Annotated in this window: 17 protein-coding genes, 1 tRNA gene and 1 pseudogene; 2 read left to right on the top strand and 17 right to left on the bottom strand. The window is 38.3% G+C overall.

From position 1 onward, the window contains the following. Positions 1-23: 23 nt before the first annotated feature. Complete coding sequence (gene hflX / locus Q3C15_RS01935) at positions 24-1292, top strand: GTPase HflX (protein ID WP_064208542.1); 1269 nt, start codon at positions 24-26, stop codon at positions 1290-1292. A 35-nt stretch (positions 1293-1327) separates the two neighbouring features. Here hflX and Q3C15_RS01930 read toward each other — a convergent pair whose 3' ends face one another. From Q3C15_RS01930 to Q3C15_RS01915, 4 genes are all read right to left on the bottom strand, one after another. Continuing rightward, positions 1328-2323 (bottom strand): DUF6681 family protein, encoded by a 996-nt coding sequence (locus Q3C15_RS01930; RefSeq protein ID WP_302703768.1) that lies wholly within the window; start codon positions 2321-2323, stop codon positions 1328-1330. Between the two features lie 14 nt (positions 2324-2337). Further along, positions 2338-2856 (bottom strand): hypothetical protein, encoded by a 519-nt coding sequence (locus tag Q3C15_RS01925; protein ID WP_302703766.1) that lies wholly within the window; start codon positions 2854-2856, stop codon positions 2338-2340. Positions 2857-2923: 67 nt separating this feature from the next. Then, the gene (locus Q3C15_RS01920) at positions 2924-3361 is read right to left on the bottom strand and encodes a Fur family transcriptional regulator (RefSeq protein WP_064208545.1); all 438 of its coding nucleotides are present in this window, start codon (positions 3359-3361) and stop codon (positions 2924-2926) included. Between the two features lie 72 nt (positions 3362-3433). Beyond that, positions 3434-3982 (bottom strand): guanylate kinase, encoded by a 549-nt coding sequence (locus Q3C15_RS01915; RefSeq protein WP_302703764.1) that lies wholly within the window; start codon positions 3980-3982, stop codon positions 3434-3436. Positions 3983-4046: 64 nt separating this feature from the next. Here Q3C15_RS01915 and Q3C15_RS01910 point away from each other — a divergent pair. Beyond that, positions 4047-4119 (top strand) — tRNA-Thr (locus Q3C15_RS01910). Between the two features lie 552 nt (positions 4120-4671). On the opposite strand, the gene Q3C15_RS01905 is transcribed toward Q3C15_RS01910, so the two are convergent. The 13 genes and pseudogenes from Q3C15_RS01905 to Q3C15_RS01850 all read right to left on the bottom strand — a co-directional run bounded on the left by Q3C15_RS01905 (position 4672) and on the right by Q3C15_RS01850 (position 17480). Further along, positions 4672-5307: a GNAT family N-acetyltransferase gene (locus tag Q3C15_RS01905; RefSeq protein WP_302703819.1), complete on the bottom strand. Its 636-nt coding sequence runs from the start codon at positions 5305-5307 to the stop codon at positions 4672-4674. After that, positions 5297-5473: a hypothetical protein gene (locus tag Q3C15_RS01900; RefSeq protein ID WP_283601005.1), complete on the bottom strand. Its 177-nt coding sequence runs from the start codon at positions 5471-5473 to the stop codon at positions 5297-5299. The genes Q3C15_RS01905 and Q3C15_RS01900 overlap by 11 nt, the downstream gene beginning before the upstream one ends. A 195-nt stretch (positions 5474-5668) precedes the next feature. Continuing rightward, positions 5669-7042, bottom strand: a complete 1374-nt coding sequence (locus Q3C15_RS01895; protein WP_283601006.1) for a hypothetical protein — start codon at positions 7040-7042, stop codon at positions 5669-5671. Positions 7043-7397: 355 nt separating this feature from the next. Next, complete coding sequence (locus tag Q3C15_RS08680) at positions 7398-7514, bottom strand: recombinase family protein (protein ID WP_368045392.1); 117 nt, start codon at positions 7512-7514, stop codon at positions 7398-7400. A gap of 80 nt (positions 7515-7594) precedes the next feature. Beyond that, entirely contained in the window at positions 7595-8368 is a 774-nt protein-coding gene (locus tag Q3C15_RS01890; RefSeq protein ID WP_283601007.1) for a hypothetical protein, read from the bottom strand. A gap of 34 nt (positions 8369-8402) precedes the next feature. Then, entirely contained in the window at positions 8403-9320 is a 918-nt protein-coding gene (locus Q3C15_RS01885) for a 6-pyruvoyl-tetrahydropterin synthase-related protein (protein WP_302703762.1), read from the bottom strand. Continuing rightward, positions 9310-10980: a hypothetical protein gene (locus Q3C15_RS01880; protein ID WP_283601009.1), complete on the bottom strand. Its 1671-nt coding sequence runs from the start codon at positions 10978-10980 to the stop codon at positions 9310-9312. Before Q3C15_RS01880 ends, Q3C15_RS01885 begins: the two co-directional genes overlap by 11 nt. A gap of 20 nt (positions 10981-11000) precedes the next feature. Then, positions 11001-12302 (bottom strand): Na+/H+ antiporter NhaC family protein, encoded by a 1302-nt coding sequence (locus Q3C15_RS01875; RefSeq protein ID WP_302703759.1) that lies wholly within the window; start codon positions 12300-12302, stop codon positions 11001-11003. Between the two features lie 319 nt (positions 12303-12621). Then, positions 12622-14004 carry a ClC family H(+)/Cl(-) exchange transporter gene (locus Q3C15_RS01870; RefSeq protein WP_302703757.1) on the bottom strand — a complete coding sequence of 461 codons (1383 nt, stop codon included), beginning with the start codon at positions 14002-14004 and terminating at the stop codon, positions 12622-12624. Between the two features lie 196 nt (positions 14005-14200). Beyond that, positions 14201-15298 (bottom strand): DUF871 domain-containing protein, encoded by a 1098-nt coding sequence (locus Q3C15_RS01865; protein ID WP_302703755.1) that lies wholly within the window; start codon positions 15296-15298, stop codon positions 14201-14203. A 65-nt stretch (positions 15299-15363) separates the two neighbouring features. Continuing rightward, complete coding sequence (locus tag Q3C15_RS01860) at positions 15364-15693, bottom strand: PTS lactose/cellobiose transporter subunit IIA (RefSeq protein ID WP_057827120.1); 330 nt, start codon at positions 15691-15693, stop codon at positions 15364-15366. Positions 15694-15716: 23 nt separating this feature from the next. Then, on the bottom strand, positions 15717-16055 hold the full coding sequence (locus Q3C15_RS01855) for a PTS sugar transporter subunit IIB (protein ID WP_064207572.1): 339 nt from the start codon (positions 16053-16055) through the stop codon (positions 15717-15719). A 113-nt stretch (positions 16056-16168) separates the two neighbouring features. Then, positions 16169-17480, bottom strand: a pseudogene (locus tag Q3C15_RS01850) (PTS sugar transporter subunit IIC). Positions 17481-17581 lie beyond the last annotated feature (101 nt).

The raw sequence follows: 17581 nt of genomic DNA, 5'->3' as shown, positions 1-17581 counted from the left end.
ATAGATTGGGATCTTAATATAAAATGAAATCTGTTATAATTGGCGGAATTGAAAACGAACAAATTAATTTTGACTACACGATGACTGAACTGGCAAACCTTGCTGCCGCTGACAACATGGAAGTTGTCGGTGAGGTACGGCAAAACATCGAAAAGCCGGTTTCAGCGACCTATTTTGGAAAGGGAAAGGTTGACGAAATTGCGCGGCAAGCGGAAATGCTTGATGCCGAAGCCTTGATCGTCAACGACGAACTGCTTCCAACTCAAATTCGGAATTTGGAAGAAGAAACCGGGTTGGATATCATTGACCGGACAGCCCTGATCCTTGATATCTTCGCTTCACGGGCTCATACCCGGGTCGCAAAATTACAAGTTAAAATTGCCCAGTTGCAATACCAACTGCCGCGAATCCGGACAGCAAGCATCAATAAAATGGACCAGCAGACTGCCGGCGGAAATACCGGTGGGGGCTTTACCAACCGTGGGACTGGGGAAACCCAGATCGAATTAAACCGGCGGGTAATTCAGAAACAAATTTCCAGTTTGCGCAAGGAACTAAAAGAGGTTCAGCGCGATAACGAAACCCAACGGAAAAAACGGAAAAAGTCGGATATCAAGTCCGTTGCCCTTGTTGGATATACCAATGCGGGAAAATCAACAACCATGAATAACGTGCTTGATTTACTTGAAATCAACGACAGCAAACGGGTTTTTGAAAAGGATATGCTGTTTGCCACCCTTGATACGTATGTTCGCAAAATCGTCTTACCTGATAAGAAATCATTCATTTTAAGCGATACGGTCGGATTTGTTTCAAAACTACCGCATCAATTGGTTGAAGCCTTCAAATCAACCTTACAGGAAGCTGCTGAAGCCGATCTGTTGATCCAGGTCATTGATATTTCAGATCCAAACTACCGCCAAATGATCAAAACAACGGAAAAGACACTTGCTGAAATCGGGGTCGATGGCATCCCGATGATCTATGCCTTTAATAAGGCTGATAAAGCTGGCATCCCATATCCATCCGTTGAAGGTAACCAGTTTACGTATTGTGCCCGTGATCAAAAATCAATTGAAATGCTGCTCAGCATTCTTAAAAAGGAACTCTTTAAGGATTATGAAACTGAAACTTTCTTGATCCCGTTCCAAGACGGGCGCTACCTTGACCTCTTAAACAAGGAAGCCAATATCAAGAAAACTGATTACCAAGCAGATGGCACTTTAATTACGGCTGAAGTTGCGCCGAAGTTAAAGCAACAGCTGGCAAAGTATATTGTTGAAGAAGATTAAAAAAAGAATGTGACTTTTGAAGGTCACATTCTTTTTTAATGCTTATATTTTTGACTTCGCCAATGCTTTTGCGGTGCTTGGTTCGATTGCCGCGGGCCGAATTCATCAAACGTTTCATGCTGACTGCGTGTCAGATGTTCTGGCGTTGATGATGTCTCTGTGCTGCTTGTAACCGTTGACCGACGTTGGTTCTGGTTCGTTGATGGCTCTTCAGCAGTTCGTTCACGGTACGCCACTTGAACCTGCACCCCATACGGCGTATCCTTTTCGATCAATCCTGTTCGGCCATTGATCTTTTCTGGCCCGCCAGTGATCACGGCCGTTGCAAGGTACAACTGATACCGTTTCACGGCTTCACGGGCAGTTAACAAGCCGACTTCTTTGACCGTCGCAACTTCTTTCCGGTCGATTTGGTTTAATCCCCCGTAAACGATCAATGAATTGCCCTTCCGCGCCAGTTCAAAGTATGGTAATGCAACAGGGGCACTTAATGCGGGAACCGGCTTGCCGGTTGTCTGAATTTTTTCAGCAATTTCTTCTTCACTTAACCCTTGATAGTTAGCCTTCATGTAATCCATCCGGATCAATTCAGCTGCAATTTGTTGAATATTGTCGCGTTGTTCCATCGTGTGGACCACCGTTGCCGGGAGAAAATCTTCGTTCTTGAAGATTCCGTTTGTTTGAACGTACCCCGGCGCCATTTCTTTGCGTTCCTCTTCCGCTGCTGTCATCGGATCTTTGCTTTGAATATGCAAAACCTTTTCGATCCACGGTGAAATATCATATTTCGATTTTTTCGCCTTGGTAAAGTAATACAAAATATTCAAATACGTAAAGTAAAGAATCACTAAAAATGCCAGAATAAACAACGTTCCGCGTCCCCAGAAACCATTTTGGAAGAACCGGAAAGCAACGTACAGCAGGTAGAAATTCCCGATTCCGGCTAAAATCGTATAAATTCGATTCTTTAAAACCGTGCTCAAATTTACGTAACTTAATGAGCTTCGAATCATATCAAATAGCGTAAACACTTAATTTTCCTCCCTTACTGTTGAGCTGCTCCGGCCCCGGCATTATTCTGATTTTGTCCCTGGTTTTGAGCATTCCCATTCCCGGTTCCATTCGTTTGATTGTTTGTTTGATTTTCATTGTCAGCATTGCCGTTTTGTTGAGCCTTTTCGTTGTTAGTTTGATTATCATCTGTTTGATTTTGGTTGTCATTGGCCGCATTTGTGTCATTATCATTATCTTGATTATCATTCTTTTCACGCTGAGCCGTCTGACCGCCTTGATCCTTCAGATTATCGTTATTTACATTTTGCTTTTGCTGATTCTTTTGATTATCTGTTTGATCTTGATTTTGATCATTCTGCTGACTATTTTTCGTTTTATCAGTTGGTTGATCCGTTGTTTTCTGTGAAGGGGTCGTCTTTTCAACCACCTCTGTTTTCGGCTTTCCTTCAACTGTATGAGTAGCCGTATTCACAACCACGTTCGTTGCCCCTAAAGCAAGCACTGCTGAAAAGATCGCAAACGGGGTAATAAAAGGTGCAGTCCGTTTCATTAAATTCTCTCTCCTTCCGCCTGACCCATAATGGTTATCATTCTAAAAGGTAATTTTGATATATCTGCTAACGATTTTTGAATTTTTGCATGCATTCGTCACAGATTCCATAAATTTCAAAGCGGTGGCCCGTAATTCGATATCCTGGTAATTGCCGTGCAAATTGTTCCATTGGGCATTCATCCAGTTCACGGACTTTGCCGCAGTTCGTGCAGATAAAATGGTGATGGTGAAAATGATCAAAATCACATTGATACTTGACCTGCAACACACCCTGCCGCGTCTGCATCTCAACGATCCCTAACCGGTCAAAATCGCGAATATTACGGTAAACCGTGTTATGACTCATTTTAGGGTACAGCTGATGCATAAACTCATCGACCTGCGACACGTTGATGTATTCACTTTGAAACTGATAAAGATACTTTAGAAGCTCTTTCCGTTGCTTTGTCAGTTTATAATTGTTTCGCGATAAAATTTGTAACGCACTATCGATATCCGCCATTCAAAATTCCTCTCTGAATTATTGATTGCATATAATTTACCACCGGTCTAAATAAAAAACAATCTTTTTTCGCTATCTTTTCTGAATAAGTTGATCGATCAATTGAGTTGTTTTTTCCCAGCAATCATTCACGATCACCTGCGTATTATTTTGGATCTCAGCTGGAATCTGTAAATCCCGCTGACTTTCATAGCTGTTGATTCGTTGTTCAACCGCTTGTGCATCATCGCCACGGGCTAACAATCGCTCTTTCAACACTTCTTTATCCGAAACTTCAATGTGCCATACGTTAACCTGCTTTCCCAGCCGCTTAACATATTCAACCGCACCGGCAGTGTCCACTACCAAGCTAACGATTGAATTTTTCTGCCAAGCCCGTTCAAGCCCTTCACGCGAAGAACCGTATTGCTTTCCATCATAGGTTACCGACTCAAAATAGTGTTTTTGGGCAAAACTAGCTGGAGTTTCGAAATAATAATCCACCCCGTCCTTTTCACCTTTGCGTTTTGCTCGGGTCGTATGCGTTAATACCCGCGGAATTCCATATTGTTTTAACAGATAATTTTGAATCGTTGTTTTGCCGGTCCCGGAAGCACCGCATAAAATAATTAATTTTTTCATTGATAAATTCCTTCTCTTGTTGCATCTTTATCGATAATATAATATACTTACAAAGTACTAATTTGCTATCTTAGCTCAGCAGGTAGAGCATCACCATGGTAAGGTGGGGGTCGTCGGTTCAAATCCGATAGATAGCTTAAGTAAGATTTATTAGGTTGTTAAAACCTTATGAAACGTTCGTTTTGATTTATTTTCAAATCACAAATTATACTTAATTATAGATAAAAAATAATGTTCGTGCACACCAGATGCACATCAAATTTAGCCAATGTGCAAATTTTGTTTGGAGAAGTATGATAATCGTTGATATAGCAGGCTTTATGCCTGTTTTTTTGTGTGCATACTGTGCATGTTTTGTTTTTTTCTATAAAAATCTAAAAATAATCGAAGAAAAACTACGACTATTCGACAATTAACTAAAAATGCTCAAAGCAAGCTAGACAGGGGAGGATATTTCCCGTATCTAATTAATAAAAAAAATAACCTGCTTTGCAGCAGGTTATTCGTAAGATAGCTATTTAGGATAAATTTCTAAAATGATTATTTGTAGAATGTTAAGTTAACATTGTTTGCTGATAATCCTATCAGTGGCACTGGCTGGCTCAGCATTGATGACATTTAAACTTGTGTAATATCATTTTGCTAAATTACTTTACTTACACCGTTAATAGTAGCTTGATATTTTTATATTAGTGTTCTTTATTTTCTTTTAATGTTTCTCGTACTTCCAGCATAGACATTGCTAAATCACACGTTCCATTATTATTTCGTGAGTTCGGAACTGTAAATTTAAATTTATCGTAAAACCCTCTTGCTGACTCTACGGCATTGCTAATTTTTAAAATTGTACAACCTGCTTGTTCAGCTAATGAAGTAGCAATTTCAAATATTTTTTTCATAAAAGAAGAGCCAATATATTTATGCTGATATTTTTTATCAATAGCAAAATAATCAATTATTAACGAAGAGTAACGCCCACCATCATCTAGAGATGTATTATTTAATGCTTTAGGAAAATGATGATCTGTTTTAAAGTTTTTTATTAATCTTAATTCACCCATCCTCAAACTAGCATAACCAGCAATTTCGTTATTCATAATCAAAAGATAAGTTTTAACATAGTTTAATTTACTATATGAATGTGCGTTAGAGTTTAAAAAAATATTAATACTATTACATTCTTTTTTATATTTTCTATACTTTTTTAAACATTTTTTGTTTTTAGGATCATAACAATCAAATTTTTTTATTCGTTTTTCTAATTCATCTTCACCATACTGTTTGACAAAAACATCAGTCGTTAAAATGCCATCCTCAATTACCATTATCAATTCTAATTTCCTTTAATTTATCATTTTGTTTATTAAAGACTTGATGTAATATTTTTTTTCGATGTTGTGATATTTGGCTTAAGCTTTCTTTGAAGTCAGCATATTGATCTTTATTGGTAAAAATAAGTTCATTACTCGAAGTTAAATTAATGTTTGCCATTATAATTACTCCTTTCTAGAATCTAATAACCTTACAAGTCTATGATAGTATGTAAAGGTTGAAAACACAATGCTTTAAACAATAATATAATATTACATTTTATTGTGTTTTAATTGTTTTTTTTAATAAAAAAAATAACCTGCTTTGCAGCAGGTTATTCGTAAGATAGCTATTTAGGATAAATTTCTAAAATGATTATTTGTAGAATGTTAAGTTAACATTATTTACTGATAATCCGTCAGCACCGCCAGTTTGACCTGCGTTTGTGATTGTTGAACTTACATAGTGTGCACCATCTGGTATTGTAGCAGTTACACCATATGGGCTTGTACCTGAGTATGCTTGTTTAACAACATTAGCGTCGATTTGACCTGCATGATCTGTGTAGTTTTCATATGGCGTATTAACTGGGTTATCAACAGTGATCTTTTGTGTTCCAGCAACTTCACCTTGATAATCAGATGATACCCATTGAATGCCGTTGCCAAATGTTTGTGAAGCATCTACATTCTTTTGCATAGCTGCATTTGTATCATCTAATTGTTGTTGACTCATTTGTGGACGAGCTGCATTTTCCATGTCATCTTGTCCTGAGTAAACAGGAGTTTGTGATGTTGAACCATCGGAATATGTTTGACCTGTCATTTGAGCACCCGGGTGATTTTCTTTCCATGTTTGTTCAGCTTGTGAACGACCGAAATCATCCGTTGATGTTGATTGGCCATCCCATGGGCCTTGTTGGTTCATTGCTGCTTGATAGTTCGTTGTACCATCGGCATTAACTACACCATTGTTGTAGTCAGGAGTTTGTGAGCTACTTCCTTGTGATGGTGCCGTTGATGAGCTTCCTTGACTTGGAGTTGTTGTGTTACCGCTTTGTGAAGGGGTTGTTGAAGAACTACCTTGACTTGGCGTTTGTGAACTACTTCCTTGTGAAGGAGCGGTTGAAGAACCGTTTTGACTTGGAGTCGTTGATGAACTTCCTTGTGCCGGTGTACTTTGTGAACTTGAACTAGTTTGTGAGCTTGAAGCTTGTGAACCGCTGGTTGCTGGCTTGTCAGCTGGCTTATTAGCGGTTGATGAAGCCGGTTTGCTTGATGAAGCTTGTGAGTTCGATGTAGCTGGTTGAGCTGATGAACTTGCAGCTGCTTGATCGTGCTTACCACCATTTACGCTTGAGCTTGTAGCTGAACTAGCGTGTGATCCATGGTTAGCTGCTTGGCTTGAACCATTAGCTGTTGCATGGGTATCATTCGTTTTGTTATCAGCTTTGTTACCGCTCTTGTTGTCAGCTTTAGCACTTGAACCGTCGTTCTTAGCAGCTTGATTGCCGGCTTTGTCACTGGCTTTATCAGCAGTTGCATGACCAGCTGGCGTTGCGATTGAACTAGCCGTTGCATTTGGCATGATGCCTTGATTTACCATTGCATTGGCTTCAACTTGTTCAGCCGTTCTTGATGGTAAGGCAATCGGTGATACAAGAACCGTACCCATTAAGGCTGTTGCTAACCCTTTTTTGAATTTTTTACTTTTTTGATTACGATATTTTTCCACTCTTGAATAATTCATTTGATTACTCCCTTTCCTTAGTCTTAAAAGCCTAAATAACTACCTTAAAAATTATTTATATATAAGACGTCTATATAAAACGTTCCTTTTTTGTAAAATAAATACTGGCTTATATGTACCTACTAAAAAGGCTAATAAACCAGTATTTTTTATTGTTTTTAATTGTAATATTTACAATTGCAATAATCGGACGTTTTTTGCAAATTTATTTAGGAAAAGAATTGATGATATTGTAAATATTGCCCAAGGAAATTCCAGCATTTTCAGCGATTTTTGTTTTTGAAACTCCACCATCATTTAACTTGATGACACGTCGTTTTGTTTTCCTATTAATCTTATGTTTATTTGTCTTTTTTTAGACATCACAGGTTCGTTCACTAATCATATCAGATTCTAATTCTGCAAATGCACTCATAATTGTAAAGAAGCATTTCTCATTTGGAATTGTAGTATCAATATTGTCATGAACGATTTTATAATGACTGCGAATCTTAAAAACAGCTTTTCTAAACTCTTATCTACCAGTTAATGTTCGAGCATAATACAATTATTTTAGACATCTGCTCTTTTCTTATTCCTAAATCGAACTCTTCTAATAAAAATTCCAATAAGCGTAATTCCTGCAATTATCAGCATTCCATAGTATAAATGGCTTACTTTATAACTAACATCGATTACATTCTTCCCTTTCTTTAAAGTAATTTTAACTGTTCCCCTTTGACTTATTTCATACGAATAAAGGTGTCCATTAACACTTACTAGCGTCCCACGATATGCAATGATTGGTAAATCAACGGTCACATTTTTGTCTGTGTTGATAAAATACTTTTCCATATTAGGATAAAATTTACGCTGATAACTTAGTAATTTTCCATTCGAAATTACCGTTCCCTCTAAAATTGATGTTACATTTTTAAAGGCCTTTTTAGGAAAATAATCTTCTTCTCCTGTATTCGTGGATCCAGTAAATAGATTGGAGTAGTTAGCCTTATCGATAATTGAGCTAGGGATTTGTTGAGTTGATTGTAATTTTAAAAGATATTCTTGTTTCTCGTTAGTTATCCGATCCAGCGCTGGCTGAACTGATCCAAAATATCCTATAGTTCCGATAAAAATCATTCCCAACATAACCAGTACCTTTTTATACTTGCTTCTGGTTAAATTATGAACTGATTGACTAATTATATATGAAGCCGTAATCGCTAAAAATAGACTTGCATATGATAATAATCTATATGGGAATTGAATAATTCCTAAAGTATTTAATGCAATAGTATTATGAGACAGCGCACTCCAGTCAACAACCGTAGTTGATACAATCGCCAAAATTACCCCTACAATATAACAACTTAATTCCTTGCTAGAATTTCTTGTAAATATAATTCCAATAAATAGTGTGACAATTAGGGTAATTCCTAAGGTCTGGCCACAGGCAATACCCCCCCCCACATGTATTTTGTAAAGATCCATTTACTAAATCATCAAAACTATGTAAAAAATAAAATTGTTTCCGCGGAGCTTCAATATTCTGTCCCAAATAATCTGTTAAAAACGGAACAAATTCCCATCCTGCTAACAAAACCGTAACAAAAACACTTTTAAGTAAGTTAATCAATCTTTTAGCAGGTAATTTTTGAGTTAAAACTTTACACAGAAATAGTACAATACATAAAAAGGTCGCAATATAAACACTTAGAATGTGACTGAAACATAACAACGTCATTCCCATACTAAGAATCAACCATTTATCTTTATTTCCCCATAAAACATGGTAAAGCCCTAAGAATACTAATGGAATAAAGGTATACGCAACGTATTCACCATACACCCCATTCCAAATTCCAAGATATAGGTGATATGGCACAAGAGCATAAATCAACGCAAAGATAAAGCTCCGAAAATAACTCTTAGAAAAATCCAGCATTGAATAAAATGCAATCACTAAGGTTAAGAATAAAAACATTCCTACCCAAATATAGATCGACGTAATTGGGTTAAAAATAAATCTTAATAAAGCTAGCGGATATAAAAATACCGTCGGGTAAAATAGAAAATTGGCCACTCCAGTATGGTTAAAAGTATGAGTTGCGATAAAAGTAAATAAACTTCCTTGTTTCAGGTTCTGATAGATTTCGTTTGCTCGGGTTAAATGAAAACTACTATCAGATACTACGTTAAACTTGTTTATTTCTATAAAAGAAGACATAAATATGCAACTCAAAGCAAAAAAGATAAGAATAATCAATCCGTTTTTTAAAACTGTCTTTTTATCTCTCAAAATTATTTTCTCCTAACAAATCATTTTTCTTTTTCGTTTTCTTCATGATCAACATTCCAAACATAACTAGCCAGGTTATTAAACTAATTAGATTTGCCGCCTTTTCAATTACCGATCGCTGATATTTAACGCGAATTGTATTACTTTCTCCGTTACTTTTAACAGCCATAATTCCCCTATTATTATCAGAATTTAATAAAATTCCATTTTGATATGCTTTAAGCCCTTTGTAATAGCATAATGGTAAAGTTACTGATCCCTTATGCGTAAATGCTGAGCTTCTAAAAGCAAGCTCATTTGGTGAGCTAATAACTTCATTGTTATTTAACTTGACAGGCTTTTGATTTACAAATGCTACGTGATTAGCAACATTTCCCAAGGAATTCTGTGCACTGCTAGGAGTATATTGTGATATTCCCCAACTTGGAGATATTTTACTAATGTCTGTAATTCGAGGAGCAATTTTTTCGTATGAATAAACGCCCATCCCCCAAGGAATTAAAATCACTGCTAGAGAAACCATGCCAATAATATATTGATTTTTCTTCGTCATTAAAATTGAAATTAGATTTCCACCAACAACTGCTAAAAAGAAACTTGCTACCATCAAAGTTCTCCATGGAAATTGGATATTTTTCAATGGCGTCTCCCATGCTAACTTCCAAAATTGTGGTATGTATTGTAGAAAATATATCAACGCTCCTAAGACCAATAGTGACTTATTAACATTGTCTAATTTTTTAAACATAATAATTCCAATAACAATAACTAAAAATTCAGTTAGCCCAATTGTATATCCACCAACTAGTCCTGTTATTGGTGATTTAGCCAATTCATTTCCACAACTGCTAAATATGGTATTATAAAATTCTCTTTTCACCGAATAAACCTCTGGGATATTGGGAGCACCAGGAGTTACAATTTTCTGATAGCTACTTTGAATCAAAAATGGAACGGTAAAAGTTAGTGTGGCTGCTATAAATGTCAAAATAGCTTTAATTAATGCGATAAATCTTTCTTTAATATTTTTTCTTATAAAGAATAACAGTCCGATAAAAATTATTGTTAGGAATATAACCACAATAAGTGTAGATAGAATATGCGACAACATTATCGCTGCAAGCCCAAAAGCAAGATACGGCCAGTCTTTATAACGGCCCTTCATGACTGCATACAAGCCATAAAAAGCTAATGGTAGAAAGGTCATTCCTAATGCTTCACCAAGAGCAAAACGTGTTGTCATATCAATAAATCGATAACAACTAAAGGTGTATATAATGCTAATCCAAATTGCGGTTGATTTTTGCCATAATTTCTTAGAAACAATATACGTAAATGTAAGCGTTAAAAATGTAAAAAAGATCATTCCAGCGTAAATTCCCTTTACTGTACTGTGAAGAATCATTGAGAAAATAGCAAAAGGAATGATTGTTAATTGCGGATAAAAAATTCCAATTGGATATCCGAATTTTCCAAAGGTATATGTATATATTTGAGGCAAACTTCCTCTTCTTAAACATTGACTTAGCTCTTGAATCCGATTAATATGAAAAGCTAAATCATCGCTCATTCGCAAATGACATATTGGTAACACAAAAAGGATACTAAAAAATATAAACATGAGATATACAGGTACATCGGTTTCTTTTAACTTTTTCAAAATATCTTCTCTCCTTTAACCTAATTCCTATCCCGACTCAACAAAATAAATCCGATACTTGATACCAGCATCAGCAAGCAGTACCAACTATATGGCACAATCTGCATTGGCGAAATCTTCGCCAACCCCGCAGCGACCAGTAACTGTCCGCCATACGGAATCAATCCGTTAAAGGCACATGAAAAGGTAACCAGGTCGCTTGCGATCCGTGGGGCTGAAATTCCAAACTGATCACCGATGTCTTTGGCAAGAGGGCCCGCCGTGATGATTGAAACGGTGTTATTCGTTGTAATAATGTCCAGTAAACTTACCAGCCCGGCAATCGCAAACTCGCCGCCCTTTGCGGACTTAATTTTGCGGGTCAGTGCATTGATGATCCAGTCGATTCCGCCCAGATAATCCATTAAGGCGACTAAACCGCCAACCAAAATCGCAATCAATGCCATGTCTTCCATGCTCATCATTCCGTTGTGAATAACCGTCATTGATTTTACAAGTGAAAAATCGCCATGAAAGACGCCAATTGCAACCCCGGCCAAAATCCCCAAGGTCAATACTAAAATAACGTGCATCCCCGTAAATGAAAGAACAATAACCAAAATATACGGCAAAAGATTCAACAAATCATAGGGATGATTTCCGCTTAAATGCACTCCTTGGCCCACTGGTTGCATTGCTAACAAAACCAAGTTAACAATGATTGCCGGCAAAAGCATCGCGATGTTCGTTTTAAACTTCTTCATCATACTGACATCCTGGGTCCGCGTTGCCGCAATTACCGAGGCCGAGATCATCGACAAATTATCGCCAAACATCGCACTTCCAACGACCGTTCCGCAAAATAATGCCATGTTGCCGTGAATTTTCAACGCTAAGGAAACTCCGATCGGCATTAATGCCGCCACGGTCCCCATTGAGGTTCCCATTGCGAAACTGATAATACAACCGATCACAAATAACCCGGGTAATATTAACTTGACTGGCAAAATATCCAATCCCAGGTTGGTAACTGCATCAACTGCGTGCATCCCCTTCGACACGCCATAGAATCCACCAGCAAGCAAAAAGACGATTACCATTAAGATCAGGCCATCATCTCCGCCGCCAACACAATACTTTGTCACCCGTTCCGCAAACGTTGTCCGGTCGACTTCGCCCTTTCGATGCATCATCAATGCCACAGCCGATGCGATCAAAATCCCGATCATCAATGGCATACTGTTAAAATTTTGAGTTGAAACGCCTGTAATAATATACAGCACCAAGAAAGTAAGCAACGGAACAAGTCCCCAGAAACTTCCTTTACCGTGTTTCTGTTCCATGATATTACCTCTTTGCTTTTTAAATCACTTTTCCTATTATCGCCCAAAATGTTCTAAAAAAACAAGACCTGTCAGCCAGCGCTCCAATGACGCCAACTACCAGGCCTTGTGAAAAGGAAGTATATTTAGGATATTATTTTAGGATTGTAATTTCATCTTCCACCATTTCAAGAGGGATAGAAATCAGTGGAATATATTTATGAATTACTATGTCTATAATACTAATGACGACCTATGAATTATCTGTGAACGTTCTGCTATGAAATCATAACTTTTCCTTGGAGTTCGATAAGCAAAGCTTTCACAATTAAATTACTTCCTAACTTCTTAACCCCGTTAATTCCGCACTCTTCCGCGGATTATCCAATGAGCTCATCATTTCATCCTTCAATGCAGCGTAAATTGGACGGCCGCCAAGCCAATCATTAATAACGTATGCGATTAACGTTACAACCAGCAACGGCATCATGTGTTTAATACTGCCGACCATTTCTGAAATCAAGACAACGGCCGTAAACGGTGCTTTTTCAATCGCACCAAAGTAAGCAGCCATCGCATAAATTACGATGTTCAAGAAGTAACCCTTTGCCAATAATCCGGCATGGATCATGATACTTGCATAAAGGGCGCCGCTCGTTGCTCCCAAAACTAAAATCGGCATGAAAATTCCACCCGGCGTTGATGCCCCGTATGAAATCATCGAAAAGACAAACCGAATAAGCAACAACAGAGCGACAAAACCAATTGCTGGTAAGTGGTCACTTAAATAATTAATAAAATGCGGACTCGTTAAGTCTAAGATGAAGTTGTGACTTCCACCTAAGATCTTAACGTAATACAGCCCAATCGGAATTACCAACAGCAATGGAACAATACTGTGCCATGCTTTTGGAATAATGGTCAATTTGCCGTACCACTTTGGCAGACTTAAGATCACCCGTTGGTACAGGTTTCCAAATAACCCCAAAATAATTCCTAAAATAATCAATTGCCAGTAATCCTTAACCGGAACACTGTAATCATAGATAAAGTGTAAACTTGGTGTTAACCCGAAGAATAAGAGGGTCACTAAGTCTGAAGCAACTGCAGCCGCCAACGCAGCCAACCAAACCGTTGCTGAGGCAAACCCCAAGGTGATTTCTTCAACCAAGAAAAGCGCGCCCGCTAATGGGGCACTGAAAGCAGCTGATAATCCGGCTGCAATTCCGCATGCCAACATGATATTCCGGTCTTGTTTATCACCATGGAATACTTCTTCTGAAAACCCTTGACCAATGCAGGCTCCCATTTGAATACATGGACCTTCCCGCCCAAGAAACAGTCCTGGACAAATTGCCAGTAATCCGCCAACAAACTTCCGCCACAGTGCGGCCCACCAATGCATTTCAAGTTGGCCATCCATTACCGCTTCAATTTGCGGAACACCTGATCCTTTAACGTAAAACAACTGCGGCCGGATAATAAATCCAAGCACGATACATAAAATAATCGTCGCAATTACGTATATGATAATTGTCTTTGGATGGGCTACCATATAGGGATAAATGAAATATAATCCCTTCATCGTCTTATCAATAATCAACCGGAAAATACTTACAACCACTCCAGTTACCAAGCCGACCAAAATTCCTTTAAAAACGTATAACAGGTTACGGCTTGTAAACGGCTTATGCAAAATTTCCGTTACACTTAATTTGCCCATAACTAATCCATTCCTTTTCCTATAGCATCCATTTCCTATTCTAAAAGATATGACAAAATATTTGAAATATTTATTGGTGATTCTGGATAACGATTTTTAATCGGTCTTAATTGGTCAATAAAAAATAAGAATACGGTTCTAATCCGCATCCTTACTGATATTTGATCTCTTTTTTCAGATAAATTATTGTTGATTTTTAATTATGATTTTCGAATTTAAATTTGCTCCATGGCTTGATGTAATCGAGCATAAAAATTTCATTTTCGGGAATTCGGCCAACCAGATTTTTCCGCGAATCCTGATGCGGTTCCAAAACGATCTGTAATTCATTTTTATACCGGCCAAACTCATCATTGCCGATAACAATATCCCCGCGTTTGAATTCGTGTTCATTATCATGCGGCGGGTTCGGCTGATCAGCGTATTTGACCCGAACCTGCGTTGACCGAATCGTCATTACGGTAATGTCGCCCCGGCGGAAATGAAGGTTATCTTCCAAAATCGTCTTTTCAATTGGATTGACTTCCGGAACATAAGCAACATCTAAAGTGATGCAGTAACGGTCAAGCGTTGCTAAACTTTCCAGTTCTTCATCCGAAGCATAGCAGTTTCCAATAATGACCGTATCGATCAGTCCCGTTGCAAATAAGTGCTTAGCCTGAACGGCGATTGGCAAATGCCGGTGCATTTCAAGGGTCGGCAACCCATCGTTTACGTTCCACGGACCGCCTTGAGTCAAAGCATCTTGACTTGTAACAAATGCCGATGTCTTGATCCCATGTTTTTTGAACCGCTGACTGCATTTAACAAAGAAACCATACGGCAATCCACTGCCTTCTTGCGGGTAAAAGTTATGGCACCCGTAAATGTACGGAACGTTTGCTTCATACGATAAAATGTTGTCCAAGTAAGCAACGTTATTGCTCATGTTCAATTCAATGTTTAACCCATACGGATTATATGAAATCAATGATTCCTTCAAGCCGTCGAAGCCTTCATCAAGCCGAATTCCGCTGGCCCCAAGATCGGCAAAGAATTTTAAATCATCGTATGAAATTCCAAGTTGCTTAAAAATTCCCGGATTAATGTCTAAAATGACTTCAAAACCGTGATCACGTGCAAAGCTAATAATGTTTTTAAATTTAGCCGCCGTTGCTTCTTTGCCGTCTTGAACTTCAAGCATACTCATAAATAACCGTATGAATCCTAAATCGGCTGCTTTTTTGATATATGCCTTATCCTTTTCCGGATCACTATGGTCGGGATAAACTGAAATTCCCAGTTCGCGTTTCATGTGAAAACTCATCCTTTCTTAATGAAAAAGGTGCAGTTAAGCTTTTCCCTGCACCTTTTTGTGATTTATTTTTCTAATTTTGCAATTCGTTCATACATATCAACCATTTCACCAGCAAGATCCCGGAACGTAATGGCGTTCATCAAATGATCTTGAGCATGAACCGTTAACAATGTTACCGGTTGGTGATCGCCTTGAGCTTCTTTAGTTAACATTTCCGTTTGCGAATTGTGAGCTTCGTTCAAAGCTTGGTCCGCTGCATCTAATTTTTTATGAGCTTCTTCAAAATCACCTTTTTTGGCAGCCCGAATTGCTTCAAAGGCAAATCCCTTGGCGTTGCCGCCGTTCATGATCAAGCCCATTGTTGCTTCTAAGTTTGGTTGTTCTTCAGCCATTAATTATCTCTCCTAGTATCAGATTAGCCTTCGATCAAGCTGATTGCTTGGTTTAAGACCTTTTCACCGTCCATCATGCCGTATGCTTGCATGTCGATAACGGCCAATGGAATATCATTGCCTAAGCTGTTCTTACGGCCTTCAAGCATTCCTTTAAAGTCATCTTGCATGTAACTAACTTGCGGTCCAAGCAAAACGCAGTCAATTGTCTTTGAATCCAATTGCGCACGCGCATCACTTGCAGCCGTTGCAAAAATGTCGGCATCAATGCCCTTTTCCTTTGCTGCTGCCTGCATTTTTGTTACTAACAAACTTGTACTCATTCCTGCTGAGCAGTTTAACATAATTGTGTATTTAGCCATTTTATTCACCTCATAAATCTTAATATTCTAGCTTTGATAGCGCTTTCTTCACACTTAAATTATAGCACCTTCACCATAACTTGAAAAGCATTATCAAAATATTTAAATGTGATTTAAGCTTGCGTTTCCGCCTTCTTGGTATTTGCCATTTGAGCCTGAGCTTTGCGCTTATCAGCCTTCTTGAAGAAGTATACGTATACCAATGAATCAACTGCAATCAAGACAACCTGCAATACAGCCCCTGAAATATGACCGGTTGCCAAGTAACCTGAAATAATTGCTGGAGTTGTCCATGGAACCATGATTCCAATCGTTTTAGCAACGATTCCGCTAGCCATTGCAAAGTAGGTGATCAAAACATTCAATAATGGAGCCACGATAAATGGAACCGCGATGAACGGGTTCATAACTACCGGGAACCCAAAGACTAATGGTTCATTGATGTTGAAGAATGCCGGAGCAATTTCCAACTTAGCCAATGTCTTGTATTCGTCACTCTTGGCAAACATGATCATCATAATTGCAAGTCCTAATGTGGCCCCCTGAACCACCAATGTGAACAAAGTTATCAAAGAATTGTTGGGTAACAATGTTTGGTAATGCTTTGTGAGCGGCAAAGGCAACTGCATTTTGTTGCATGGCTGCTAACCAAATTGCCGTCATCACACCTGAAACAACGTTGGCCCCGTGAATCCCGAAGATCCATAAGAATGAAACTAAGAATTCACAAATCAATGCGCCTGGTAAACTTGTTCCAACAACTGATAATGGCTTGAAAATGAATTGCATCAGGTTTGGAATGGTCTCAATCGGTGTGAATGAAACTCCCATCCGAATCACCCAAACAAGCAATAAGCAGAAGAAACCTGGGAACAAGGCTGTAAATGAATCACTTACAGCTGGTGGTACGCTGGCTGGCATCTTGATCGTGATCTTCTTATGAACCATCCAAACGTAAAGGTCAGTTAAGAACAGCCCGATAATAATGGCAATAAATAATCCGGTTGATCCTAATTGATCCAACGGAATCCAAAATGTGCCATCCTTGTGCATTGAAAATGGAATCGTCAGGAAGAACCCGCACATCGCAACCAGTGCGGCTGGAAGCGGTGCAACGTCGCCGTAACTCTTAGTCAGGTTATATGAAATCCCGATTACCGCAATTAATCCCATCAAATCAAATGAAGCATATGTGATCTGTTGGATAACGACATTCCAGTGCGGTCCGAATGTGTGCGCCATAAATTTCAAGTATCCTTGGATTGGAAATTGTCCAATGATCATGAACACCGATCCAATTACGATCAACGGAACGGCTTGAGCGATTCCATCCCGCAACGCGATCATATGGCGTGAATTGGAAATCTTACCAATCACTTTCATTACTTTATCTTTCATATTTCCCTTTGAAGACATTTGCTTCATCCCCTTAAAATATACTCACGCAAACGTTGACCCAAATAATATTAAAATTATTACTGAATGATTGCATTATTATGACAACGCTTACATTTTTAATTTAACAT

It is taken from the genome of Ligilactobacillus sp. 110_WCHN (genome assembly GCF_030518115.1).
Lineage (GTDB): Bacteria > Bacillota > Bacilli > Lactobacillales > Lactobacillaceae > Ligilactobacillus > Ligilactobacillus aviarius_C.
Note: the sequence above shows the minus strand (reverse complement) of the source record. Positions and strands in the feature narration are given on the sequence as shown.